The sequence below is a fragment of the Paenibacillus sp. FSL R10-2782 genome (genome assembly GCF_038592985.1).
GTDB lineage: Bacteria > Bacillota > Bacilli > Paenibacillales > Paenibacillaceae > Paenibacillus > Paenibacillus terrae_C.
This window is the reverse complement of sequence record NZ_CP151951.1, coordinates 4,237,152-4,261,998: the sequence shown is the minus strand read 5'-3', so window position 1 is coordinate 4,261,998 and position 24,847 is coordinate 4,237,152. Positions and strand designations below refer to the sequence as shown.

Sequence of the window (24,847 nt, the reverse complement as noted above, 5' to 3'; positions counted from 1 at the left end):
AATGCAATTATGATTTAGTTAACTCCTACAGCGTCAAAAGATTTGGCGGCTGCGGTTGCTTGCGCTGAATTCGCACCGTAAAGGTCTTTTGCTGCTTGCACCACAGCGGCACGCGTATTGGAGAAGTTGGAAGTAGAAGTCAGGTAGTTCGTAAAGGCACTATAGTAAATTTGGACGGCTGCGTCGCGGCCAATTCCACTTACAGTTACATTATGGAAGGTACCGCCTTGTGCCAACAGATAATATGCTTTATTTATAATGCCGCTGTTGGTATGAACGCCACCGTTATCCGAGCTGCCTTTATACAAGTTGGAGTAGTGGTCTGGTTGATTATACAGGGTAGGGTTAGACATAGAGCGCAGAGCATCACCCGCAATGCTTGGCGTATAAATATCATCGCCTACAAGCCAGTTTGTACGCTGGATGTCATTGCCGATAATATCCGAGAAGGACTCGTTCAGCGCGCCGGATTCCCCATAATAATCCAAATTCGAAGTATACTCTGTAACACCGTGTGTGAGTTCATGACCAACCACATCGGGATCACCACTGAAAGCGATAAATGTGGTTCCGTCCCCGTCTCCATAAGTCATTTGGGAGCCGTTCCAGAAGGCGTTGTTGTAGCGGCTGCCGTAATGAACCGTTGAACGGAGTTGCAGGCCACGTCCGTCAATACTGTTGCGTCCGAATTTGTCCTTATAGTAATCATATGTTTTGGCTGCATAAGCATGAGCATCTACGCCGGCTGGATCATTCCATACGTTATCGGCATCCGTCAGGAGTGTACCTGGGATGGTCTGACGATTGGAGGCCGTGTAGGTCACGATTCCGTTACCGCGTGTTGTGTCTTTTAACTGATAGCTGCTTCCAGACTGCGTAGTGGTGAACGATTTGGTATCACCAAGCACACCTTTACCTGTGCCCGTTGCTTCATTAATGATGTCATACTGGAATACGATCTTGCCATCATTGGCATCAATGATGTAGCGTGTACGCAGCGGCGCAGGCTCCAAAATATTAACTTCTGTTACATAGACCAGACGCGTTGTATCGCCAGTAGGATAAAAGTACAGCTCGGCTTTAGGGTCTACTTCAGGCTGTAAATTGGCAATTTTAGCGATGGAATTTTGTGCTTCAACAGCTTCAATTTTGCTGTCCTTCAATTCACCTGCTTTTTCAAGATTTAGCTTGTCCTTATCAATAAAGATAGTTTGTTCGTTGTTAGCAGCTTCCTTGTAGGTGTCTTTACTTACGCTGCCTTGCTCCTTAGCATCTTTAGAGATCGTATTGTCGAAGGAAGGGAGGGCTTGAATCCGTGTAGCGGCTTCTTCATAAGCGGTATATACGGCCTCGGTAGCGCTGATTTTCGGAGTTGTACCTTCCGTAGCCTCTTGCTGCTGATCCTCAGTAATCACGGCCCCCAGATAAGAGGTAACTTCACCAGACTTGTCCACATGAACCGTCTGTTCAGCTCCATATACGGGAATCCCGTTTACATACTGTTTCAGCCGATAATGACTTACACCGGATTTGTCGCTTGTACGATCAATGATGCGAAATTGGTCACGGACACTGGTGCTGTCCGCACCTAGCAACGTTTTCTTTTGTCGATTCAAATAACTCCATACAATGTCGTCACCCGATAACGATGAAGGGGCCTTCCATTGCTCGGCGTGGAAGGTTGGCGTAAGCTGATTTGGCTCCGAAACGGAACTTTCCGCAGATGCACCAGACGCTACCGACCCTAATAACATAGCTCCTCCAAGAAGCGAAACCCATACTTTTTTCATTAAAAATTCACTCTCCCCGGTTAATGTCAGAATGAAGACCATCCTGTTAAGAAATAGGCATTGCGCCGTTTATGTAGGTCGTGTTGTCGTCTGGAACATGAAGAAAATGGAACGTGAAGATGAAAAACCGAAGTGTCTTTCGTGAAGCGTGTGTGAAAAGAGGGTACTCCATTATGAAGCGTACAGCCTGAAAAGGTAACAAACTCCTCCTCTCCTGTCGTATAAGTGAAAGTAAAAATAATCCAGATAATGGGAATCGAATATTTATGCAAAAAAAACAAATGTAAATTTTTTGAACTCCCACCATCTGGCTCTGATATTAGCACAGAGAATGACGTACGAGAAGATGTATGTTACAAATTCATCCAAAATGATTCTTTAGTCCCTAATAACTAATTTATTTAATCGGTTTAATCGGTTTTGTCGAAACTTATCGTAAAATGCAATGTCGAAAAGACTCCACGCTTGCCGTTACACACGGGTTTTAGACCGCATAGGTTATGTTGAACTGTCCTAATCAAGCTGTCTATCCATACAGCAGCAAGGGAGGTGAGGCGGTAGCATGAGGAAGCAGACAAGATTTGGATTCAAGGCTAATCGCAGGCGGCATTCCAGTGCTAATTATCTCTACCCAAAGTTGTGGCTGCCTGTACGAACACCATCCGTGCATATCCCATCGGACCCTCTAACAAGAAGAGGTCCCGTCACAGAAGCACAGACAGGTGAAGAACGGTCCCACGGTTCGTCTTCGGCTGAAAAATTGCTGATATCCGTCATTATTCCGGCTATGAATGAGCAAAAAACGATCGGGGCTGTTGTCCGTGAGGCACGCCATGTTCATCCACACACTGAGGTCATTGTGGTCGAGAACGGATCAAGCGACAGGACGGCCAAGGCGGCAAAAGCGGCGGGCGCGCGAGTGCTTTCCTTTCCGCAACCATTAGGGCATGATATTGGTCGCCGCATTGGAGCGGAGGCGGCTTCCGGGCAGGTACTGCTTTTTCTGGATGGTGATATCGTTATTCCCTGCGTCAGACTCAAGCCATTCATACAAGCCATACATGCGGGAGCGGATCTTGCACTGAATGATTATCATGGGCCAGTAGACCGTACTTCGGTGCATCCTGTGGTTGAAGCAAAGCATGTATTGAATATTTTGTCGAACCGTGCTGATTTAGGAGGGGCATCCATGACTGGAATTCCGCATGCCATAAGTCGAAAGACCTTAAATAAAATAGGTCTAAAGTCCTTGGAAAAACCTCCGTTATTTCAGGCCATGACGATTACCTCTGGCTTGCGGGTGGTGACTGTTCGTGGAATAGCCGTGGGTAAAGTGAATGCGACCCGCAAAAAAATAAACGGCAGGGACCCGCTTGTGGATGTGGTTGTACAGGATCATCTTGACGCGATTGCCTGGCTTACATCACATTTGGGAACGCGTGCAGGATATACGGATTTGAAACGCAAACGGATCAGAAACGAGGTGAGGCCGTGAGCAGAATGTATCGAAAAGGGAGGCGTGATGACCGAAGCCGGGGCATACGACGTGTACAGCGAAGACATGGAACAACGACTATGATGGATAGCCGCAGGGTGAGGAAACCCGCGCCCCAGCGAGGGAAAATGACCGAAGCAAATCCGCTGGAGGTACGGGCATTGCCCGAGGATATGCTGCTGCGGGGGACAGCCGCCGCAGTGGTCAGCGCCTGCAACGAGGAATCTACGATTGGCGGGGTGCTGAGCGAGCTGGAAAAGCTGCCTCTTACGGACATCATCGTCGTATTGAACGGTTGCACGGATGGCACGCGTTCTATAGTAGCGAAGCATCATCCGGGTGTGACTCTCGTCAGCGTGCCGACTCGGCTCGGGCATGATGTCGGACGGGCGGTAGGCGCACGTATGACGCAGGCTGAAATCGTATTGTTCGTAGACGGGGATCTGCCGATTCCTGCGTTTGACTTGCTGCCGTTCCTCTATGCAGTGGATCAAGGAACGGATTTGGCACTTAATGATCTGAGCAGACATTTGCCACCTTACTTCCGGCAGGACAGCGTGACCCGGTGCAAAGGGTTCCTGAACCGCGTGTTGCGCAGGCCGGATCTGGGAGCAAGCTCCTTGACCGCTGTACCGCACGCGTTATCACGACGTTCGCTGGAGCTGCTCGGTCCGGCTATGCTCGCTGTTCCGCCGAAAGCCCACGCTATGGCGATACTGCACGGTATGAAGGTGACGGCAGTACATGCCGTAGACGTCATTGGAACAAACCGCAAGCGGACTATCAATATCGGCAAAGGGAATGCCATGGAGCAATTGATCGTCGGCGATCATGCGGAGGCACTGGCTGGGGTGTTTCAGGTAGCCGGAGCTTTCCCGTTGGGACCTGTTCCAACACGGGCCGACGTCGCCAAAGGGAGGAATGCACGATGAGTCTGACGAGCATTATTATTCCGACCTATAACGGTTTGCACCTGCTCAAGCCGTGTATTGAGGCGATTCGGACACATACGACAGATGTGCCTTATGAAATTATTGTTGCGGACAACGCTTCAAATGACGGAACGGATGATTTTTGTGAAGCCGAGCGGCTGATCAGTATCCGTCTCCCCGAAAACCGGGGTTTTCCGGCAGCTTGTAATCAAGGGCTTCGGCTGGCTTCGGGTGATCAGCTCGTTATTTTGAATAATGATGTGACGGTTACACGGGGATGGTTATCCAATATGCTGGTTGCATTGCGGAGCCAAAGCACAGTGGGACTGGTGGGACCAGTGACGAATTATGCTAGCGGTACTCAGCAGATTGACGGATTAGCAGGGGATCTGGATAGCTGTCTCCAGTTTGCAGAGCAGAATAATGCAAGTAATCCGTCCAGATGGCAGGAGGTCAAGCGGCTGGTCGGGTTTTGTCTGATGTTCCGGCGTGAGCTGATGGAACGGATCGGATTACTGGATGAACGTTTTAACCCCGGGCATTATGAGGATGACGATTATTGTCTGCGCGCACGTGTACATGGCTACAAACTGTTGATGTGCAACGATTGTTTTGTCTATCATCAGGGGAGTGCGAGCTTTTCACGCTCGGAATCTGCCTGGGTCGAAGAGTTGATTGAGCGGAATTATCGTTTGTTTATGGACAAATGGAACTTGGACCCCAGAGCGTTCATCGAGACTGGAAATGGTGGATCTTCATTCACCGAACATGCTGTCGAAGGAGGAAGGAAGATATGAAAGGGGTTATTCTCGCAGGAGGAACCGGATCGCGCCTTCATCCGTTGACTTCATTACTCAACAAGCACCTGCTTCCGGTCGGCAAGTATCCCATGATCGTGTATGGTATCGAAAGACTGCGACAGGCGGGAATTACCGATATGCTTCTTATTATTGGCAAACAATCGGCCGGGCTGTATACCGATTTTCTAGGTAGTGGCAGCAATTATGGTGTCCAACTGACGTACCGGATTCAGGAAAAGGCGGGCGGCATTGCAGAAGCACTGGAACTGGCGAAAAGCTACATGGAGCCAGGAGAAAAATTTACTGTTTTGCTGGGTGATAATTTGTTCAAGGAAGATCTGGGACCTGTTATTGAACGGTTCGGTCAGCAGCCTCCGGGGAGCGCCAGGGTATTGTTAAAAAAGGTGGCAGATGCCCACCGCTACGGAGTACCCGTATTTGATCCCGAGCGGCCAGAGAGCATTGTACGGATTGAAGAAAAGCCGCAGCATCCCCAGTCCAGATATTGTGTAACCGGCATCTACATGTACGATACCGCCGTGTTCGATAAGATCCGGCAAATTACGCCTTCGGCGCGTGGTGAGCTTGAAATCACGGATGTAAACAATTGCTATGCAGCAGAAGGCAGGCTTGAATACGACATTTTGCGGCGGTATTGGAGCGATGCGGGGACCTTCGATTCCCTTCAGGAAGCCGGGGTAAAAATGAAAGGCCTTCTCCCCTGATCTCAGCGATACACCATTTATCCGGGTTAGGCATATATTATGGACATAATGCCACCCGGAGGAGTGAACGGCATGAAACGCCTGAGTATAAAAAGGAAACACAGCAAGCGGCTCAGTAAGAAAGGCTATTGGGCGGGATATAAAAGGGGCCGGGAGCAGGGCAGTAGATTGGGCCAGGCTTCGTTCGGCAAGGTTTTTGAAGGCGTCAGTATTATCATTCCGTCCTATAATCAGTTGCATCAACTTCGTACATGTATTCATCGTATTGAGGAAAATACAAGTCAGCCGCATGAAATCATTGTGGTGGATTGCGGCTCAATGGACGGGACACGCATCTATCTGCTTCGTAAAAGCATTGCTGTGCGTTATGCGCTGCTCAAAAAGGACATTCATTTGACAGGCGGCTTGAATCAGGGGCTGATGATGGCGAAAGGCACGACCCTTGTGGTGCTGGACCCAAATGCGCTGGTAACGCCAGGTTGGCTGGATCGTTTGCTGGAGTGCTTGCACAGTGATCCGCGTATTGGTGTCGTCGGGCCTGTAACGAACGGTCCGTTCGGAGAGCAACAGATTGAGGTGCCTTATACGCACGAAAATGAAGCTCGTCATTTCGCTATTTCTCATAATGTTTCCAATCCGGCCGTATGGCGGGAAACCAAAAGTCTGGCCGGATTTTGTATGCTGCTGCGCAGAGAGACGCTGGAAAAGACGGGGTATTGGGACGAAGGCTGTTACAGTGGTCAGGAAGCAGATGCAGATTGGCTGCTGCGTGTACGCATACTGGGGACACGTCTGGTTATTGCGAGAGATGCTTATATCCATTGCACAGAAAGTGATCGGGACACGGCTTATGCCTCTCCCCAGACGACCGGAGAAGGTGGTTTGACGGAGAAAGGGAGTCGGAACCGATCCTTTTTTGTCCAAAAGTGGGGGGATGGGGATAAGCTGCTCCACAACCTGAAGTTCGGAACAGCAGAGCCGGACAGCCAGATACCGCCAACCAAGGACAGACACGTGTCGGCGGCAACCTTTTATCCCGTTGGAGTACTCGTTCAGGGACCGTCCGGTGCAATATATCGGCTGGAGCCAGGGAGAAGGCGGCTTCTGCATAGAGTCAGAGATACAGGAGGCGAAGACGTTGCCCCGGTCAGGGTGTCACAGCTTGATCTAATGGCACTTCCGTTGGTGCCAAAGCCAGAGGTGGCGATTTCTGATGTCGTGGATGTACCTGTAGTTGTACAGCCGGTTGTTCTGCAAAATGTGGAAGCCGTTTCGCCTTCTGCATCTCTTGTGCCAGAAGAACCTGTCCCTGTGCTGGCTGCTCCGGAATTGGAGAACATGCCCGCACTTCCCACGCTTAATGCCCCGGATCAACGCAAGCGGTGGATTGAGGTCCTTTATGCCGAAGGCGGGCAACTTTATCAGATCGGGAATGGCTGGAAAAGGCCGTTCCTTACCCCCTATGCCGCCATGAGCTGGCGGGCAGCTGACTATCGGATTCGACTGGTATCCCCCGGAGATTTGTCGGATTTGGCGGAGGAGCAGCCTATTATTGCGCCACCTGTGCTGCACGGGCATTTGTAATGATCGGAATAGGCGCTTTTATGCGGAACCGACTCCCCGCTTCCGCATACGCTGTAGTAGCGGAAAGCCTGTAGGCAATTCGTGCGTTCCGCACGGCGGAGCACATTAAGGAGGGCCTTATGCATAACGAGATTGATGATTTGCTGATCCATATTTCGCACTCGCAGCAGCAGATGTCAAGGCTGTTGGATGCGGAGCGGCAGGTGGTCGTGCGCATGTCGCAGATCATACATGAACTGCCGGACGAAGAGCCGCGTTTTGATGGAATTCCGGGTATTCTCGACAGCTCGGGACAAGTAAACAAAAGCATTGTTGCCTACTTGAACGGTATTGCCGATCTTCAGGAAGCAATGGCTGAAATGCTCGTTCGTGTCGTGAAAGAGACGGCATACCCGGACGAGGAGTAACGTACCAACCGAGGGCAGGGAGTGAACACATGAGTAGGGAAAAAGCAATGATTCATATGCTGGACGCAGCTTCCAAAATGCAATGGAATGTGTCCATGATCCTGGAGGCCAAGGCGGTAGAAGCCGAAAAAATGCGTAATTGGACGCTAAACCATCTGGAGCCTCACGCATTTGACACGGATGAAGAACAATTGGGACGGCCTTTGGAAATTCATGAGCAGATGGTGGAAATGCTGGAGGGTTTAACCCGACTTCAAACCGGACTGTGCAGTAATCTCAAGGCATTACTGGATCAGGATGAGCAGCAGGGTGGCGGAATGGAAGGGATGATGGGAGGAATGGGACCGGGGGATATGAGCTAATGAGCATGAGGCGCGAACGTGAGATCAAGCTGGATATGATGGAGTCCATTGCTGCCAGCCAGCATGCCGTTGCCCGGATGCTGAGCAGTCTTGCGGACTTGACGCCCCATGCGGATATGTCCGCTACCCGTCTGGAAGAAACCATTCGTGTGCTCAGCAACTACCAGGGGAAAATCACGCAGATGCTGGCGGGCATACCATTAAGACGGCAGGTGTATGGTAAACCGACTCAGCCGTGGCTCCAGCTGCCTGTTCCAAAAACGCAACAACGACGAGGAAACTAAGGAGGAATGAGAATGAGAATACGGTGGGAACGCTTTACGCGGGGAAAAGCCCGCAAAAGACGCAAAAGTACCCGGCGTTCGAGTATCCGAAGATTAAAGCTGAGAAGAAAACGTCTGCTTGCTTTAAGACGGCGTAAAAGAGGGCTTCACTCCGCCCGTAGAAGTCGTCCTCATCTGCGTCGGGAGAAAAAACCTCAGTCCACCCAGTCTACAGCTCCTGCTGCGGAGAATCCACAGCCCGAGCCTGTTGTGCTGGAGCATGATCCACAGGCATTCCAGCAGGGATATGATGCTGCCTATAACGAGGGCTTCAATTCAGGCTTTGCCAAAGGCTACGAAGATGGACACCAAGTCGCTTACAAGGCCCAGTAAACCGTGAACATCATCTATTGCTGCTGATCCCCCGAAGCTAACAGCCTCGGGGTTATTTGTTGTTTGGCAGATGGACGGGCAAACGCCAATTTTGTCCGGGCAGTGGCAGTCGTCCATGATGCGTTTGACCCCTCCGCATATAGTTTAGGAGTAACAGAAGTTTATTCTACAACAGGACAGGGTGAAGGATGTGAACGATCAACGAAGCGGGAATAAACGCGAAGCCTATCGATGTGGCTATCGGGAAGGACGCAGAATGGGGGGGTGCGCGGCTGCTCTGTCACAGGTCGTGGCCACGGTGCCTGCTGTTCGCCATTTGAAAGTGCTGTATATTCCGCAAGGCTTCGCCGCAATAGACACAGGGGTACAAGAGGCATTAAGCCAAATATGCAGTGAATTCATCATCGGTACTCCTGCCAGAATGCTGGCTGACGCCGAAGTCCATCGACCCGAGCTCGTACTGGTCATGAACGGGCTGCATGTTTTTCCACCGGATCATCTGGAGCAGGTGCAGCAAATACGGGGCCTGGGTATTCAGACGGCCATATGGTTTGTAGATGATCCCTACTTTACGGAGGATACGGCGTTGATCTGCCAATCCTACGATGTTGTATTTACGCACGAGATGTCATGCCTGCCGTTTTATCGAGATCAGGGAGTGGCACAGGTACATTATTTGCCGCTTGCTGCGTCAGCCCGGATCTTTTATCCCCAGCGGGTGGAGCGGGAGCACCAGCATGACATTTGCTTTATCGGGAATGCCTTTTGGAACCGCGTAAAGCTGTTTGACCACCTTGCTTCTTTTTTGGCGGATAAAAGGGTGCTGATCGTGGGTGGAAGCTGGGATCGGCTGAAACGTCGGGATGTGCTGGACCGATTTATCCGTCCAATCTTCATGGAGCCGGAGGAAACGGCCAAATATTACAACGGGTCCAAAATTGTTATCAATCTGCATCGTCCGACGGACCCCGGACTGGATAACCGGAATACACATCAGCTGTCAGCGGAGTCCATTAATCCCCGGACCTACGAAATTGCTGCCTGTGGCACGCTCCAGATGACGGACATTCGGAAGGATTTGAGCCGCTATTACCGACCGGGCTATGACATTGAAACCTTTGGTGGAGTAGAGGAATTGAAGGTCAAGCTGGACTACTATCTCAAGCATGAGTGGGAACGTGAACGCATGGCTTGGCGCGGGCTGCACACCACCATGCAAAAGCATCTGTACACCAATCGAATGGAAGAATTGCTGGACAAGGCGATGGCCTAAAGTAAACACCCAAAACAGTGAGGAGTGAAAGTGATGACGATATCTACGACAGGACCGTTTGACCCGGCTGCAAACTCCTGGGAAAAGGGGAGAGCTGCGGGAATCAGTGACGGCTACGATGAAGGCTACTTGCGCGGACGCGCCAATGCAATTCTTACCCGGACGAAGGCGGTCTTCCCTTTTCGGCAAATTCATGTGCTGTATGTAACCTCCGGTAAAGGTCTGCCCTATTCTCCACTGGATGAAGCGGTGATTACCACATTGCAAAGCATGACGGCTCAGGTTACTGTAACGGATCCCCGTCAGCCAGTAAGTGATATAGCCGCTCAGCTCCGTCCGAATCTGGTGCTGGCGCTGGATGGGATGGAGCTTCCGCTGGAGCAGGTGAAAGCGGTACGTCAGTTGGGCATTCCGACCGCCATCTGGCTAACGGATGATCCCTATTACACGGACACGACGACCCAAATTGTCCCGCATTATGACTATGTGTTCACGCTAGAGCTGAATTGCATTGAAATGTACCGTCAGCTTGGCTGCTCATCTGTACATTACTTGCCCTTTGCGGCATTTCTGACTCAATATTTCCCGCTTAGCTCTCCCGCTTCTGTACGGCGTGAAATCGGGTTTACCGGCTCGGCCTACTGGAATCGCATCTATTTCTTTAATCCGATTATGCCGCAGCTCATGGCTCGTAATATTAAAATCAACGGAATCTGGTGGGATCGTCTCCCTGATTATCAATCGTACGGAGACAAAATCGAGATAGGCCGCTGGATGTCTCCGGTCGAGACGAATGATACGTATAATGGCAGCAAAATTGTCATTAATCTTCATCGTTCGCATCAGGATGATTCAGTGAATAACAATGCGCTGAAAATTCCGGGGGCGTCGCCGAATCCGCGCACGTTCGAAATTTCTGCCTGCGGCACCTTGCAACTGACCGACACACGGGATGATCTGGCTCGTTTTTACAAGCCGGGAGAAGAGATCGAGACGTACAGTTCCCAACAGGAGCTGCTGGAGAAGATTGAGTTTTATTTGACGAACGAAAAGGAACGCCGTGAGATTGCCTTGCGTGCTCTGGAACGGACACTGCGTGAGCACACGTATGGTCACCGGATTGACCAACTGCTGTCGATCGTATTTCCATAATTCGGTTATACGCCCGATGGTGTCTATTTTAAAGGAGGTGAACTCCGATCAAACCAAAAATGATGCTATTCAGCCATGTCAGCAACGTCCGCAGCATTACGGGAGCGGAGAAGCTGTTATTGCAATTTTGTGTAGACATTCGTGCGTACTTCAATTGCATTCTGGTGACGCCCGGTGAAGGTCGGCTGACAACGATTGCCCGCAAGCGCGGAATTACCGTCCAAATTCAGAACTTGCCTATGCTGCACGGCATGTACACCCCGTATGAGGGATTGGCGCAGGATGCGGACAATTTGCGAAATCATGCTGCGTACGCACCGTTGCTCCAGTTGTTACGACAAGCGCAGCCTGATGTAGTGCTGGTCAATACCTGTGTGAACGTCATGCCTGCAATGGCTTCCTATGAGTTGAATATTCCGGTGGTTTGGAAAATAACCGAGGTCATTAACCAGAATGAGCATACACCTGTTTCGGTTTCCATCATCGAGCGTTACAGCCGATGGGTCATCGGCATTTCACAAGCCGTTTTGCGGCCTTTGCATAGGGCAGGGCTGACACGTCCGCATACGGTGTTGTCTCCATGCCGGGATATGGATATGCCGCCACACAAAGAGCATGTACTGCAACGGAAACGCAAACGTGGAAAGCTGGGATTGAAGGAATCGCATATTTGTATTGGTTATATTTCTTCCTTTATCTACGAAGCCAAAGGACTGTTGCCTTTTGTTCAAATGGCTCTGAAGCTGTGTGAAACCAATTCTCGCTGTCGCTTCTGGATCATCGGCAGCTCGGTGGACTCGGAATATTACGTGAAATGCGTCTCTCTAATTCGTCAATCCCGCTATAGCCGTCGCTTCCAATTCAGCTCATTTGAGGAATCTGTATCCACCGCTTATAGCGCGATGGATATAGTCGTCATCCCGAGCATGGTAGAGGAAGGCTTTGGTCTGACAGCGCTGGAGGGGCTGGTTTACGGCAAGCCCGTTGTGGCCTTTGCGCAGGGCGGACTGGTGGAGCTGATGGAAGCGACCGGAAATACAGAATTTTTGGTAGAGCCGGGAAATAGCGATATGCTGGCGGAAAAAGTGGGCTATCTGCTCAATCATCCCGAGGAAGTGGAGCGGATTGGTTTACGGAACAACAGCGTCGCTACACGTATTTATGGATCTGATTCCTACCAGAGCAACCTGCACGTCATGGTCAGCCAATGGGTGTTCCATGTTCCGCAATGGTTCCCGTTGATCCAGCAGCCAGGAGGACCCATTTGGACGCGGGAGGGAGAAGGGCTTCGTCAGGTGACTGCCATACCAGAGGCATATACCAGCACTGTTCGAGAATTTCCCGAATCGGTGGTTTGCCAACTGCCCGCGCTCGGTCTGCCGCCTATCGAGTATGCAGTCATTCCAGGTTTGCCACAGCCACCTGCTCCTGTGCCGGAGCCACTGCCAGACCCGCATCACGGCAAGCGCGGCATTCGGGCGAGACGGCCAGCGACTAGCAAGCATAACAGATCGCGCAATTGCAAGCGCAAGGGTAAGAGCAATACCAGCAGCAGGAGCCATAGCAAGAGCGTTCACTGGTTTCCGCTGTCGGGGCTTCTGCCGAAATCCAGGTCCAGACAGAAGCCCCGGTTGAAACGGAAGCTCAAACGAAAATTCAAGCTCAAGCCTGTGTCGAAGCATCTGCATCCACACAAACGGAAGCAACTGCCGCTCAAGGCTGGACGGCACCACAGACAACGGTCCGGGTGAAAGCACGCCGGACCGTTGAGGTGAACGTTTAGCTGCAGCACAGACAGTTTGCTGGATGGCTATCTCACTTATTAAACTCCACAGTTATTGAAACAACGACAGCAAAGGTGGGTTCCAACACAATGAAAATATTGACCGTGCTCGGCACAAGACCGGAAATTATACGGCTCAGCCTGATCATTCCGAAGCTGGATCGCTATGCAGATCAGCATGTGCTTGTGCATACGGGCCAAAATTACACGGAAAGCCTGAGCGGGCAATTCTTCCGCGAACTGGGACTGCGCGCCCCGGATTATGTGCTTCAGGAGAAGGCAGGGACGCTGGGCAAACAATTGTCTGCGATGTACTCGCAGATGGAGGATATTTTAAATAAGGAGTGTCCAGATCATGTGCTGCTGCTCGGTGATACGAACAGCGCCTTGTGCGCCTTGCTTGCGGAACGTATGGGCTACCCGGTGGTGCATATGGAGGCGGGTAACCGCTGTTACGATCTGGATGTACCGGAAGAGAAGAATCGCCGCGTCATTGACGCGATTTCTACGATTAATATGCCGTATACAGAGCAAAGCAAGCAGCATCTGATACGGGAAGGCTTTCCGAGCCAAAGAATTATATTGACCGGAAACCCGATTTATGAAGTGATGCAGCATTATGAAAATGAGATATCCGACAGCAACATTTTGAAAAATCTGGAGCTGTCGCCTGGACAATATTTCCTGGTGACCGCCCACAGAGCTGAAAATGTCGACCACCCGCCGCATTTGCTCGCTATTCTGGATGGCCTCAATCGGGTAGCGCAGCAGTCCGGACAGCGGGTCATTTGCAGTATTCATCCTCGGACTGCCGCTCGTATCGCGAGCCATCCGCCGATCCAGCTTGATCCGCTAGTGGAGTTCCACGAACCGTTCGGTTTTTTTGACTTCGTACTGCTGGAGCGGCATGCCCGCTGCGCTTTGACGGACAGCGGCACCGTACAGGAGGAATGCTGCATCATGGGTGTGCCGACGGTCACGATGCGCCGGACGACAGAGCGACCGGAGACGGTGGATTGCGGCAGCAATATCGTGTCCAGCCTGGATGGAGAGGTCATTGCAAATGCCGTAGCCTTAATGACCGGGATAACGCATAAGTGGCAGTGTCCTGCAGGCTACCTGGCGGAGGATGTATCGGATAAGGTAGTTAAATTTCTGCTTGGAGGGAAACGACATGTTTGAAAACCAGCGTATTTTGGTGACCGGCGGTACTGGCTCCTGGGGGCATGAACTGGTTACCCAATTACTGCCGCGCAACCCCAAAGAGGTCATTATCTTTTCGCGCGGAGAATCGAGTCAGGTGGCGATGAACAGGCAGTTCGAGGACGAACGGCTCAGCTTTTGTATCGGGGATATTCGTGACAGGGAGGCGCTTGTTACCGCTTGTCAGGGTGTGGACTATGTATTTCATCTGGCGGCCCTCAAGCACGTTCCCGTCTGTGAAGACCAGCCTAATGAAGCGCTCAAAACGAATGTGATGGGCACCCAAAACGTAATTGAGGCCGCCGTCGCCAATCATGTAAAAAAAGTGATTTATATATCGACCGACAAGGCGGCGAACCCGTCCAATTTTTATGGCATGACCAAGGCGATTGGTGAAAAGCTGATTGTTTATGCTAACCTGCTGAACAGCGACACCCAGTTCGTTACGGTGCGCGGTGGCAATGTGCTGGGGACGAACGGGAGTGTTGTACATCTTTTTCAAAGTCAGATTCGTCAAAAGGGCACGGTTTCGATTACAGATATGAATATGACGCGCTTTTTCCTAACTCTGCGGGATGCGATCAGTCTGCTGTTTAAGGCGTCAGTGGAAAGTATCGGTGGGGAAATTTTCATCATGACCATGCCTACCTGCCGAATTGTCGATCTGGCTGAGGTACTCATAGAAGATAGTGGCATAGAAAATGTACAGATTATCGAGAGGGGTATTCGTCCTGGCGAGAAAATTCATGAAATTTTAATGAGTGATTTTGAAAGCAAGACGACTGTCGTCTATGACGAGCAGTACCTTATTATTCTCCCCATGCTGAATATGCCGGAATTGGAGGAGCGCTATAAGCAATGCTCTCCGGTTTCCTTCAGCAGCTTCAGCTCAGAATTCAATTTGATGTCCAAAGAGGAAATACGGGACATCTTGCAGCGCGGGGGGTTCATTAAATGAAGCTTCTTATTTTGGGCGGCAACGGCATGGCGGGTCATGTGCTGGTGGATTATTTCAAAAGAAGCAGTGAATATACAGTCTTCTACACGACCCGGAATACGCTTGATCCGGAGGGCTTAGTATTGGAAGCAAGTAATTCCTTTATGGTGGAAAAGCTCGTGGAGGCGGTCAGACCAGGGATTATTATTAATGCTACTGGTGTGTTGAACCGTAAGGCCGAAGAAAATAAAATCGCAGCTTACCAAATCAATGGACTTTTGCCCCACGTGTTGCGCCGTACGGCAGATAAATTCGGAGCGCGCTTGATACACATCAGTACGGATTGTGTATTCGAGGGCACACGTGGTCATTACCGGGAAGATGACGTCACTGACGGAACAAGTATCTATGCATCCACCAAAGCGCTGGGCGAGATCCAGGCAACGGGGCATCTGACGATCCGGACTTCGATTATCGGTCCGGAGATTCGGAAGCAAGGCATCGGCCTTATGCAATGGTTTATGCAGCAAAAAGGTCCCGTTACCGGGTATCGGCGTGTTTTATGGAATGGAGTCACAACGTTGGAACTGGCCAAAGCTGTGGAATTTTTAATGAAGCGGCCAGTTTCTGGTCTGGTTCATTTGTTTCATCCCGATCCGATCTGTAAACATGATTTACTGCTTCTGATCAAGCAAATTTGGGATCTGCAAGATATTACTGTCGTTCCCGTCGATGTCCCTGTCCAAGATCGCTCGTTGGTATCAATACGAGACGACGTCTCTTATCCTGTACCGGGTTATGAGCAAATGCTGAAGGAGCTGTGGACATGGATGCAATAACACCCGATTCTAAAAAAACGATATTGATAACCGGGGCATCGGGATTTACGGGAAGGCATGCATGTCAATATTTTGTGGAGCAAGGGCTGCGAGTTGCAGCCTTTGTTCGCAGAGTAGACGATACGTTACCGCAGGGTATTGAATCTTACCTGGGAGATTTGTTGGACAAAGAACGTCTATGTGAAGTTCTAAAATGTGTTGTGCCCGACTATGTTCTCCATTTGGGCGGTAAAAATTCTGTGCCCCACTCATGGGAGCTGCCGTTGCTTTATATGCAGACGAATATACTCTCTACTTTGTATCTGCTGGACGCTCTTCGTATGTTTCCTGCCTGCCGAACCGTTATCGTGGGATCTCGCCTTTGTTTTGAATTGACGATCCCTTATCGACCGCCCCATCCCTACAGTCTGAGTAAAAGCCTTCAGAAAGCAGCAGTTCTTTCCTGGCAAGAATTGTTTGGACAACAAGTGATACTGGCTGAGCCGTCCAATTTAATAGGACCTGGTCCGTCTACCGGATTTTGTGCTTTGCTTGCCCGGTATATTGTACGTTGCGAGCGAGGCGAGAAATCTCATTCCTTTACAGTGTCCTCACGTACAAAAAAGCGGGATTTTCTGGATGTACGCGACGCTATTCGTGCCTACGATCTGTTGTTGCATCGAGGGGAACCGGGAGAGATTTACCAGGTGTGTTCAGGAACGGAAATTGGTCTCGGTGATGTCGCCGATAAGCTGCTGTCTTTTGTAAAAGAGACTGTTTCGGTGGAATGGGGGACTGAATCGCTTACGGTTTTGGAGAAGCCATTGTTATATCAAGCGGATCAGCTTGAAAAATGGGGATGGAAGCCGCAAATCCCGCTTATGGCATCACTTTACGACATTGTTCAATATTTTCGGAGAGAGGAAGGGAGCGTATGAAACCAACTGTTTCAATTGTGATCCCATTTTTTAATTGTCCATATATTGAACAGGCGATCCAAAGTGCCCTTAACCAGACATATTCCCAATTAGAGATCATTGTTGTGGATGACGGTTCGACAGCCCACGCTGAACGAATAGATCCTTATCTTTCCCATATCTATTATTTAGGGAAGAGGAACGGAGGTACGGCGAGTGCTCTGAATCATGGAATTCGCCATGCTTCGGGTGACTACATTGCATGGCTGAGTTCGGATGATTTGTTTCATAAGGATAAAATCACTCATCAAATTGATTTCATGCTGGAACGGGACGCCTACATTTCCCATACTAATTACAACTATATCAACAATCGGGGTGAGTTAATTGAGAATAACGCCGCACCGTCATTCTCAACCACGGTTGATTTTTTTCGCTGTTTTCTGCTGGCTAACCCGATCAATGGGTGTACGGTAATGATGAAGAGGGAATTGTTTAACCATATCGGATTGTTTGATGAATATTTGACCTATACGCATGATTTGGATATGTGGTTCAGAGTCATGTTGAACAGGTACGACATATCATACTTGAACGAATCGCTGACTTCTTACAGATGGCATGACGGAATGGGAACGATACAGCATCGTCCGGCCATTGAAAAGGAAATATCGATCACGCAAGCTAGGTTTCGTGAACCATTCCAGCAATTGCTTAGTCAAAAGTAGTGGACGGTAAGACGAAAAAATGCACGCCCGAGGCATACAATCCGCTGGGTGTGCATTTTTTTTACTTATTGTGCAAGGAAGCTCTACCGCATTTTAAGTCAATGGTTTAAATAGTTATTTAAAAAGTAAAGGGTCGTTTGATCCGGTACAAAATAGGAATCAGGAAGATTTTGTTTAATTCTATTCCATATTTTATAATCTACTAACAAATCAATATCAGATGTTGGCTTAACAAACAGAATGTTATATAAATCTGAAATTACTTTATAGGAATCACTCATCGGTATCTCTCCCCCGTTAATTATTGGACATGCAGAACCTCATTAAACACTCCTGTCAAATTATGGACCAGCATATCCGCAGAATACTTCTGTAAGGCGTGTTGTTTGGCATTATGACCAAGTTCATTAAGCAGATGATCATGACTAAGCAGCGTATTTAAATGGTTGAACAACAGTTCACTATTTCCAGCTGGAGCCAGAAGACCGGTAATACCATCCTGAATTAACTCAGGAACGCCGCCGACATTCGTTGCGATCACTGCTTTTCCTGCCAATTGGGCTTCCATTACGGAGTAGGGCAGTGTTTCATGCAGAGAAGGTAGGAGGAAAATACTAGCCTTATTCAATAAGGCAGGAATATCGTCGTGCTTCCCTAGAAAGCGAATTTGATGGTTCAGGCTCAGGTGTGATGCAAGTTGCTGCATCTCTTCTGTCGCGTCGCCGTCACCCGCAATCCAGCATTCCCAGTCATTACGGACGTTAGACAACAAGGATAATGCATGGATAAGAATATCAAGTCCTTTTAAGCGAGTAAGCCTTGCAGCGAACAAAATCACTTTTTTGCCGTTGGGAGTGGAAAAAGGAACGGAGTGTTGCATGTTCTCGTAAAAATTGGAAATGTCGAATCCGAGTGGAACAACGCGAATATGTTCGGGAGCTACAGCATGTTTGCTGACCAAACTATTTTTCATGTAATTACAGGAAACGATGGTTTGATCCGCAAACTTGACACCCAATTGTTCCAGGAAGGAGTAATATTTCAACAACAGCCCATTTTGCTTTTCTAATTCCTCTTGAGGTCTGATAAACGATACCTCTTGTACAATATCCCCATGGACAGAACCGACTAGAGGGGTTTTTGGGGGTTTTACTCGTGACAATGCATAGGTTGCAATAATATCCTGGCTGTAAATCAGGTCATATTTGTGCAAGCCAAGGTAGGCTAGCGTTAATTCCAACGCGAATCGTTCTGTTTCAATGTGGAAAATGGTATCCAACCCATGCTTAAAAAGCGGCTCATACAATGATTTGTTCTTGGCTTCCAGCATCGGATGAAGATGATCGAACCTGTTCAATTGTTCCCCTGTGGTTAACATGTAGAATGAATTTGTATCATTTTTTCCAAATAAATCCACCTCATGTCCCATTTCTTCAAGTTTTTTCTTGACTATTGCCATATAGTTTGAGACTCCACCCAAGTGAGGAAGAAGCCAGTTTGTTGCCAGCAATATTTTCATTTCTTATTTTCCCCATTTCCAGTGTAATAGCAGTTCATAATACTATATGTTTTTCAAATCAGAAGGTATGGTTGAGAGCCCTACTATAAAAGAAATAACTAAATGTCCAAACCTCTTGGTTCTATTATTCATATAAATTAGTATTCCCAAGAAAGGGGGGTGTGGTATTTGTCAGTTTTCCAATTAGTAGCAGATGCGAACGCCCGTATAGATTCGAGGTACATTAACAGCTTGGATGTGGTCATTCAAAATCCGGGCTCCAGAGTGTATGAAGCATTAATGATCGGCTATTGTGGAGACGATAAAATACACCTGTCGCTTAATCAGATCAAAACCGTACCGCTCGTATATTCCACGATCAATATTAACGATGTTAGAACCAGTTACCTGCCGTTTAGACTCGAAGTCATCACGAATATAAATCAGCCCGATTCAACGGCAATGGTTGTTTACGCAAAAAATGAAGGAAATCTTGTCGCCGTATTCACAGAGCAAGACTTTGTACTCCTGGATCAATAGGTTGTAGAAGAAAGCGAGGGAGAATTTTTTGAAATTTTTATTTGTATTTTACTTATCCGGCGGGGGAATCGATCCGCTTAATCGTTATCGCTGTCAAGCTCTGAAAATGTATGGTCATGAAGGCCACTGCTTGTATTATTCTCTCAGTCCCGCTCTGCAGAACAATACAGATCATGAGGTTTTTATTACGAATAGTGATGAAGAAATCCGTGGAATTTTGAATACCAATGGATATGACTTCATTGTTGTGACAACAGACTATACTGCGTTTCCGCGGCTTCGATGTCTCGGGTATACAGGAAAGCTTATTTTGGAAGTTCAAGGGTATGGTGCGAAAACTGTCGCACGTAGTTCCTTGTCAGGCGCCAGTGCTTGTGTAGCTGCTTACACCTCCGGATTATTAAATCCCTGTACTCCGCATATCAGTGCTTTATATGAAGAATTTTTTTCGGGAATTCCTAAATTTTATTTTAATAACCCTTTTGACGCTGAAAATTTTACGTATATAGAGCTTCCTAAGCAGCCATCTCCAATCATTGCATGGATCGGCAGGGCAGAGGATAATAAAAACTGGCGCGAGTTTCTCGTGATCTGTCATTATCTTCTTCAACATCAGCCGAATTTGCAGTTTTGGATGTATGAAGATCCGACCTTTACTCAAGAAAGTGAACGGAAAAACTTTTTGGGAACCATGGATCAGCTTGGGTTGACCCCTCATATCACCCTTCGCCATAACGTACCGCATGTTCAGATGATGGAACATTATTCAATGATTGGGGACTCAGGGGGATTGCTGATCTCTACATCCAAGGAAGAGGGAGCACCTTATTCTGTTCTTGAGGCGATGAGTTGCCGTTGTCCGGTACTATCTTCCGAAAAAGATGGGGTGATCAATATGATAACTTACGGACAAACAGGTAAATTGTACCCGCTAGGACAGGTCACAGTAGCTGTAAATGAGGCATTGGATTTAATGAATAATCAGATGGTCAGGGATTATATTATTCAGACGGCGCAAAAACATGTTGTGGCCAATTTCTCGCTTCATGCTTACGCAGAGCACCTGATTAGTATGGCACGTGAGATTGGTTGAGTGAAATGCTGGACAAAAGGAAACGCATCATATGAACTACATCGCAAGCCGGTACCTGCTGTTGTCAGGTACGGGCTTTTTTTGATTTTCATAAAAAAGCACTTCCGAATCTCATCGGATAAACCAAATGGTTATTCCAATAAAGACCCAAGAAGTGCAAATACTTATATTGTTTATGGATTTTCAAGACGAACGATACGTTCATGGAGCTTGCCATGGTACTTCTGAATAAGGAATTGAAATTCTTCCAGCACCTTATCACTCATGCGATTCGTGACCGTATTGGGGTGCCCCCGATATTGATTTAGTGATTCATCAAGATAGCCCATTTTATAGCCTGCAAGCAGGATACGAATCCATAAATCCATGTCGTGTGTGTAGGGTAGGCCTGGATCAAACATGCCAACATGTGCTAACACTTCTTTTCTCATCATCACCGCGCAGCCGTTAATTGGATTCTGGGATTGAAAGAGTCGGCAAAGGTCAGCTTGGCTTGTTATTTTTGGCCACAATGCAGGTTCAATTGTTCCATCCGGGTTAATATAGTCACTATTGGAAAAGGATACATGAAGCTGGTGAGTGAGCATAAATGTCATTTGCTTCATCACTTTGTCCGGGTAAAATAAATCATCGGAACAGAGCCATCCAACATATTCACCGCTGGCCAGATGAAATCCGTGGTTAACGGCACTTGCAGTGCCGCCATTTTGCTTTCCAATATACTGGATTGCACTTAGATAGGGCTGGATTTTATCGGTGTGTATTGTTGAACCATCATCCACAACGATAACTTCAAGGTTCGGATAGGTCTGAGCAAGCAGACTTTCTATGGAATAACTGATATAAGGACAATTGTAAAAGGGAATAACGATCGAAACTCTGGGCAGCAATGTGATTCATTCCTTTCCGGTTCGCTTATTTAGCTTACAAAAGGTCTTGTTTTAAGAGTATATAGAAATATTATTATTTATTGGTAACATGATAATGATATGTTTCTGTAAAACCTTCTATCATATTGAATAGGGGTCTCCATTTCAATTGTTGGCGTGCTTTAGTGTTATCTAGACAACTGTGCCGGATATCACCTGATCTGGAAGAGGTGTGAGCTGTGGGCAGTTTTGAGCCGTGGAGCTGTTCAGCCAGTTCAATCAGTCTATTAATTGAAGTGCTGCTGGAAGTCCCGATATTCAATGTCTGCTGCTTACCTAGTTTAACTGAGGAGAGATTTGCCTGTACAACATCTTTCACAAATACGAAGTCACGTGTTTGTTCGCCGTCTCCATGGATATTGAATGTTTCCCCAGACTGTAGCTTTTGTATGATTAGGGCTACCACACATCCTTCTCCTTTTACTGTTTGACGTGGTCCATATACATTGGCATATCTCAGATTGGTATAAGAGAGTCCGCGTAACTCATAAAATAAACGAAGATAATTCTCACCCACCCATTTAGAAAGTCCGTAATAGGAAGCGGGATGAATAGGATCGTCCTCAGAAAGCTGTGAACGCTGTAAATTTCCATATAACGCTGATGAAGAAGAAAATACAATATGCTTAACTGAGGACGCATGGCAAGCGTCAAGGATATTCACTGTCCCGGAAATATTTACGTCTGCATCAAATTTTGGCTCCAGCATCGAACGATGAACCTCGGCCTGTGCGGCAAGGTGAAACACAATATCTGGCTTTTCACGCATGATGACTTGCCAGGCCTCATGGGTATTGATATCAACCTCGTGAACTACTGCATTCATTGGTACATTACTGTGAAGACCGGTTGAGAAGTTGTCAATGATGTGTACTTTCGCGTGTTGTGCAAGCAGTTCTTCGACCAGGTGAGACCCGATAAATCCGGCTCCACCAGTTACAACAACTTTCATATGAGATTCTCCTCCTTTCTTTATTGTATTCATATTCAACAAAGCTCGATTTGGATTGGTCTTGGACCCAGACATGCTGCGCATCTTCACGGGTCAGCCATCTTCAGCTCTGTGCCTTCCTCCGTTGGGATACTCGTGCGCGTGAAATGATCGTTTTGGTGCCTGTTTGTACTTGCGCCTGCGCCAAGCTATGGAGCAACGCATAAAATAATGTGAAGAGGGGATAGCACATATGGGCCTGTCATACCGGGATAACAACGTGTCAGGACGTCTGTCTCCGCAGTTGCTGATATGGCCCAAGAGCCGACCTGTTCAGTTTTGAAAGGAGAGGGCGCCAGTGAAGGCTTTGGTTACCGGGGGAGCCGGATTTATTGGTTCCCATCTGGTGCGTGCGCTTGTCGATTCGGGCATCAGGGTGCATGTGCTGGATAATCTGACGACCGGGAATGTCGCAAATGTGGACCCGCGCGCGGTCATGCATATGGCGGATATCCGCAGCTCCGAGACCCGGACGCTGCTCATTCGGGAAAGCCCGGATATTGTGTTTCACTTGGCGGCACAGGCCGATGTCCAGCAATCCATCCATCGACCAGATGAGGACGCAGATGTGAATGTGATGGGGACGATTCATCTGTTGCAGGCTTGTCATGAAGCTGGTGTATCCAAGCTGATATTTGCGTCCACATCCGGCGTATACGGTGAACTGCAAAAGCAATGTATTCAGGAAGACGATCCTGTGGAGCCGATTTCGGGCTACGGGCTTTCCAAGCTGACCGCAGAGTCGTATATCCGGCTTTTTCATCGGTTATATGGCATGAATTACACGATTTTGCGTTACGGCAATGTGTATGGTCCCGGTCAGGCGGCGAAGGGAGAGGGCGGTGTAGTCGCTCTTTTTATGGATCGGCTAAAAAAAGGAAGCCCCTTGCTCATTCACGGCGACGGAACGCAAACCCGCGATTTTGTGTACGTCAAGGATGTAGTCAGAGCGAATCTGGCGGCTATACGTGCAGCGGATCAGCGTACGGTACATGTGAGTACGGGACGAACCACGTCCATCAATCGGCTGGCCTACGATTTGCTAAAGCTGCACGGCTCGACCGTTCGCCCCGTGTATTCAGCTGCGCGGGCGGGAGACATTCACCATAGCTGTCTTAGCAACGTAGTTGCGAGACATTGGCTTCGATGGGAGCCGCTATATGGCATCTCTGCCGGATTGAAGGAGACGTATGTGAGCAGTATTGGTTCAGGAAAAGAAGGCGTGTAGCGGGAAAGCGTGCGATTCAGGAAGGGGCTGGGGGCAGCCTCTTTTTTTGTGTCAGGATTTTGCAAAATTCTCGTGTATAAAGGGAATTTAAGAAGCTTGAATTAAAGCATGGCCGGGCAGCTACTTATAGGAAAATATGTCCTCACCTGATACAATGGTCAGCAGTAAGCCAACCAGTTTCACAAAGGGGAGTCTGACCTATGTTGAAAAAGTCTTTAAGAAAAATCGGCATCGCACTGATTACATGTGCATTTTTGCTAAATGCAGGTCCTTTTTTCACCGTTGCTGCCGGAGCTTCGGACGGAACAACGGATAGCAGTACAACGCAGAACTTGACCATTGAAAAGAAAAATAAATTGCCCAAGGGCTTCGTGTATCTGGATGAAGTGATTCCTGCGGCGCAATATGAAATCCGCTATTATAGTGAAAATAACTTTGTTGGCAGACGGATTGATGGATATAAGGGACCTTTTGCGATCATGACCCATACAGGTGCAGCGGCTTTAAAAGGGGTCAGCGATGATCTGGCAGCCAGAGGATACCTGTTGAAAGTATACGATGCCTATCGTCCGCAAAAAGCCGTGAATCATTTTGTCAGATGGTCGCAGGATAGCGGTGATCTCAAAATGAAGCAGCAGTATTACCCGAAGCTGGATAAGCGCAATTTGTTCAAGCTGGGCTTCATCGCCAGGAAATCCGGCCATTCGCGGGGGAGCACTGTGGATTTGACGCTGGTGGACATCAAAACGGGGAAGACTGTCGATATGGGGAGTCCGTTTGATTTTTTCGGTGATATTTCCTACTACAACACGAAGCTGATCAGCAAGACACAGCAGGCGAACCGAAAAATTCTTAGGGATGCTATGGTGAAGCATGGCTTCAAGCCTTACAGCAAGGAATGGTGGCACTTTACGCTGATGAAGGAGCCTTATGCTAAAACATACTTCAATTTTGATGTGGAATAGGAAATGTGGGACGATTTAACTAAAAAGGATAGGCAGAAAGA

General features: G+C 48.4%; 26 protein-coding genes. 21 read left to right on the top strand and 5 right to left on the bottom strand.

Annotated elements, in window-relative coordinates:
- Positions 1 to 14: 14 nt before the first annotated feature.
- Positions 15 to 1,790 (bottom strand): M4 family metallopeptidase, encoded by a 1,776-nt coding sequence (locus NST83_RS19290; RefSeq protein WP_342415321.1) that lies wholly within the window; start codon positions 1,788 to 1,790, stop codon positions 15 to 17.
- A gap of 562 nt (positions 1,791 to 2,352) precedes the next feature.
- Here NST83_RS19290 and NST83_RS19285 point away from each other — a divergent pair.
- The 17 genes from NST83_RS19285 (at position 2,353) to NST83_RS19205 (ending at position 17,562) form a co-directional block, all read left to right on the top strand.
- Positions 2,353 to 3,285 (top strand): glycosyltransferase, encoded by a 933-nt coding sequence (locus NST83_RS19285; RefSeq protein ID WP_342415320.1) that lies wholly within the window; start codon positions 2,353 to 2,355, stop codon positions 3,283 to 3,285.
- Positions 3,282 to 4,217, top strand: a complete 936-nt coding sequence (locus NST83_RS19280; protein WP_342415319.1) for a glycosyltransferase family A protein — start codon at positions 3,282 to 3,284, stop codon at positions 4,215 to 4,217. The genes NST83_RS19285 and NST83_RS19280 overlap by 4 nt, the downstream gene beginning before the upstream one ends.
- On the top strand, positions 4,214 to 5,014 hold the full coding sequence (locus NST83_RS19275) for a glycosyltransferase family 2 protein (protein ID WP_342415318.1): 801 nt from the start codon (positions 4,214 to 4,216) through the stop codon (positions 5,012 to 5,014). Before NST83_RS19280 ends, NST83_RS19275 begins: the two co-directional genes overlap by 4 nt.
- Positions 5,011 to 5,742, top strand: coding sequence for a sugar phosphate nucleotidyltransferase (locus NST83_RS19270; RefSeq protein WP_137060084.1), 732 nt, complete (start codon positions 5,011 to 5,013; stop codon positions 5,740 to 5,742). The genes NST83_RS19275 and NST83_RS19270 overlap by 4 nt, the downstream gene beginning before the upstream one ends.
- Positions 5,743 to 5,814: 72 nt before the next feature.
- A complete protein-coding gene (locus tag NST83_RS19265; protein WP_342415317.1) occupies positions 5,815 to 7,326 on the top strand; it encodes a glycosyltransferase in 1,512 nt (503 codons plus the stop codon).
- 119 nt (positions 7,327 to 7,445) lie between these two features.
- Entirely contained in the window at positions 7,446 to 7,733 is a 288-nt protein-coding gene (locus tag NST83_RS19260; RefSeq protein WP_137060082.1) for a nucleoside-diphosphate sugar epimerase, read from the top strand.
- A gap of 29 nt (positions 7,734 to 7,762) precedes the next feature.
- Positions 7,763 to 8,095, top strand: coding sequence for a restriction endonuclease subunit S (locus tag NST83_RS19255; RefSeq protein WP_149094711.1), 333 nt, complete (start codon positions 7,763 to 7,765; stop codon positions 8,093 to 8,095).
- Positions 8,095 to 8,379, top strand: a complete 285-nt coding sequence (locus NST83_RS19250; protein ID WP_137060080.1) for a hypothetical protein — start codon at positions 8,095 to 8,097, stop codon at positions 8,377 to 8,379. Before NST83_RS19255 ends, NST83_RS19250 begins: the two co-directional genes overlap by 1 nt.
- 12 nt (positions 8,380 to 8,391) lie before the next feature.
- A complete protein-coding gene (locus tag NST83_RS19245) occupies positions 8,392 to 8,751 on the top strand; it encodes a hypothetical protein (RefSeq protein ID WP_342415316.1) in 360 nt (119 codons plus the stop codon).
- Positions 8,752 to 8,932: 181 nt separating this feature from the next.
- Positions 8,933 to 10,024 carry a DUF3880 domain-containing protein gene (locus tag NST83_RS19240; protein ID WP_342415315.1) on the top strand — a complete coding sequence of 364 codons (1,092 nt, stop codon included), beginning with the start codon at positions 8,933 to 8,935 and terminating at the stop codon, positions 10,022 to 10,024.
- A 33-nt stretch (positions 10,025 to 10,057) separates the two neighbouring features.
- Positions 10,058 to 11,176 carry a glycosyltransferase gene (locus tag NST83_RS19235; protein ID WP_342415314.1) on the top strand — a complete coding sequence of 373 codons (1,119 nt, stop codon included), beginning with the start codon at positions 10,058 to 10,060 and terminating at the stop codon, positions 11,174 to 11,176.
- A 59-nt stretch (positions 11,177 to 11,235) separates the two neighbouring features.
- Entirely contained in the window at positions 11,236 to 12,927 is a 1,692-nt protein-coding gene (locus NST83_RS19230; RefSeq protein ID WP_342415313.1) for a glycosyltransferase, read from the top strand.
- 122 nt (positions 12,928 to 13,049) lie between these two features.
- Entirely contained in the window at positions 13,050 to 14,141 is a 1,092-nt protein-coding gene (gene wecB / locus NST83_RS19225; protein WP_342415312.1) for a UDP-N-acetylglucosamine 2-epimerase (non-hydrolyzing), read from the top strand.
- On the top strand, positions 14,134 to 15,120 hold the full coding sequence (locus tag NST83_RS19220) for a polysaccharide biosynthesis protein (protein WP_342415311.1): 987 nt from the start codon (positions 14,134 to 14,136) through the stop codon (positions 15,118 to 15,120). Before wecB ends, NST83_RS19220 begins: the two co-directional genes overlap by 8 nt.
- Positions 15,117 to 15,938 carry an SDR family oxidoreductase gene (locus NST83_RS19215; RefSeq protein WP_342415310.1) on the top strand — a complete coding sequence of 274 codons (822 nt, stop codon included), beginning with the start codon at positions 15,117 to 15,119 and terminating at the stop codon, positions 15,936 to 15,938. Before NST83_RS19220 ends, NST83_RS19215 begins: the two co-directional genes overlap by 4 nt.
- The gene (locus NST83_RS19210; protein ID WP_342415309.1) at positions 15,926 to 16,855 is read left to right on the top strand and encodes an NAD-dependent epimerase/dehydratase family protein; all 930 of its coding nucleotides are present in this window, start codon (positions 15,926 to 15,928) and stop codon (positions 16,853 to 16,855) included. Before NST83_RS19215 ends, NST83_RS19210 begins: the two co-directional genes overlap by 13 nt.
- The gene (locus NST83_RS19205) at positions 16,852 to 17,562 is read left to right on the top strand and encodes a glycosyltransferase (protein ID WP_342415308.1); all 711 of its coding nucleotides are present in this window, start codon (positions 16,852 to 16,854) and stop codon (positions 17,560 to 17,562) included. Before NST83_RS19210 ends, NST83_RS19205 begins: the two co-directional genes overlap by 4 nt.
- Positions 17,563 to 17,660: 98 nt before the next feature.
- Here NST83_RS19205 and NST83_RS19200 read toward each other — a convergent pair whose 3' ends face one another.
- Positions 17,661 to 17,843, bottom strand: coding sequence for a hypothetical protein (locus NST83_RS19200; RefSeq protein ID WP_068500425.1), 183 nt, complete (start codon positions 17,841 to 17,843; stop codon positions 17,661 to 17,663).
- 20 nt (positions 17,844 to 17,863) lie between these two features.
- Entirely contained in the window at positions 17,864 to 19,081 is a 1,218-nt protein-coding gene (locus tag NST83_RS19195) for a glycosyltransferase family 4 protein (protein WP_342415307.1), read from the bottom strand.
- A gap of 168 nt (positions 19,082 to 19,249) precedes the next feature.
- Between NST83_RS19195 and NST83_RS19190 the strand changes: the two genes are divergently transcribed.
- Both NST83_RS19190 and NST83_RS19185 read left to right on the top strand, forming a co-directional pair.
- Complete coding sequence (locus tag NST83_RS19190; RefSeq protein WP_342415306.1) at positions 19,250 to 19,600, top strand: hypothetical protein; 351 nt, start codon at positions 19,250 to 19,252, stop codon at positions 19,598 to 19,600.
- A gap of 28 nt (positions 19,601 to 19,628) precedes the next feature.
- Complete coding sequence (locus tag NST83_RS19185) at positions 19,629 to 20,693, top strand: glycosyltransferase (RefSeq protein ID WP_342415305.1); 1,065 nt, start codon at positions 19,629 to 19,631, stop codon at positions 20,691 to 20,693.
- Positions 20,694 to 20,866: 173 nt separating this feature from the next.
- On the opposite strand, the gene NST83_RS19180 is transcribed toward NST83_RS19185, so the two are convergent.
- On the bottom strand, positions 20,867 to 21,583 hold the full coding sequence (locus NST83_RS19180; protein WP_342415304.1) for a glycosyltransferase: 717 nt from the start codon (positions 21,581 to 21,583) through the stop codon (positions 20,867 to 20,869).
- A gap of 73 nt (positions 21,584 to 21,656) precedes the next feature.
- A complete protein-coding gene (locus NST83_RS19175) occupies positions 21,657 to 22,574 on the bottom strand; it encodes an NAD-dependent epimerase/dehydratase family protein (RefSeq protein WP_342415303.1) in 918 nt (305 codons plus the stop codon).
- Between the two features lie 337 nt (positions 22,575 to 22,911).
- On the opposite strand from NST83_RS19175, the gene NST83_RS19170 reads away from it, so the two are divergent.
- Together NST83_RS19170 and NST83_RS19165 are read left to right on the top strand one after the other, a co-directional pair.
- Positions 22,912 to 23,841 carry an NAD-dependent epimerase/dehydratase family protein gene (locus NST83_RS19170; protein ID WP_342415302.1) on the top strand — a complete coding sequence of 310 codons (930 nt, stop codon included), beginning with the start codon at positions 22,912 to 22,914 and terminating at the stop codon, positions 23,839 to 23,841.
- 200 nt (positions 23,842 to 24,041) lie between these two features.
- A complete protein-coding gene (locus NST83_RS19165) occupies positions 24,042 to 24,806 on the top strand; it encodes a M15 family metallopeptidase (RefSeq protein ID WP_342415301.1) in 765 nt (254 codons plus the stop codon).
- Positions 24,807 to 24,847 lie beyond the last annotated feature (41 nt).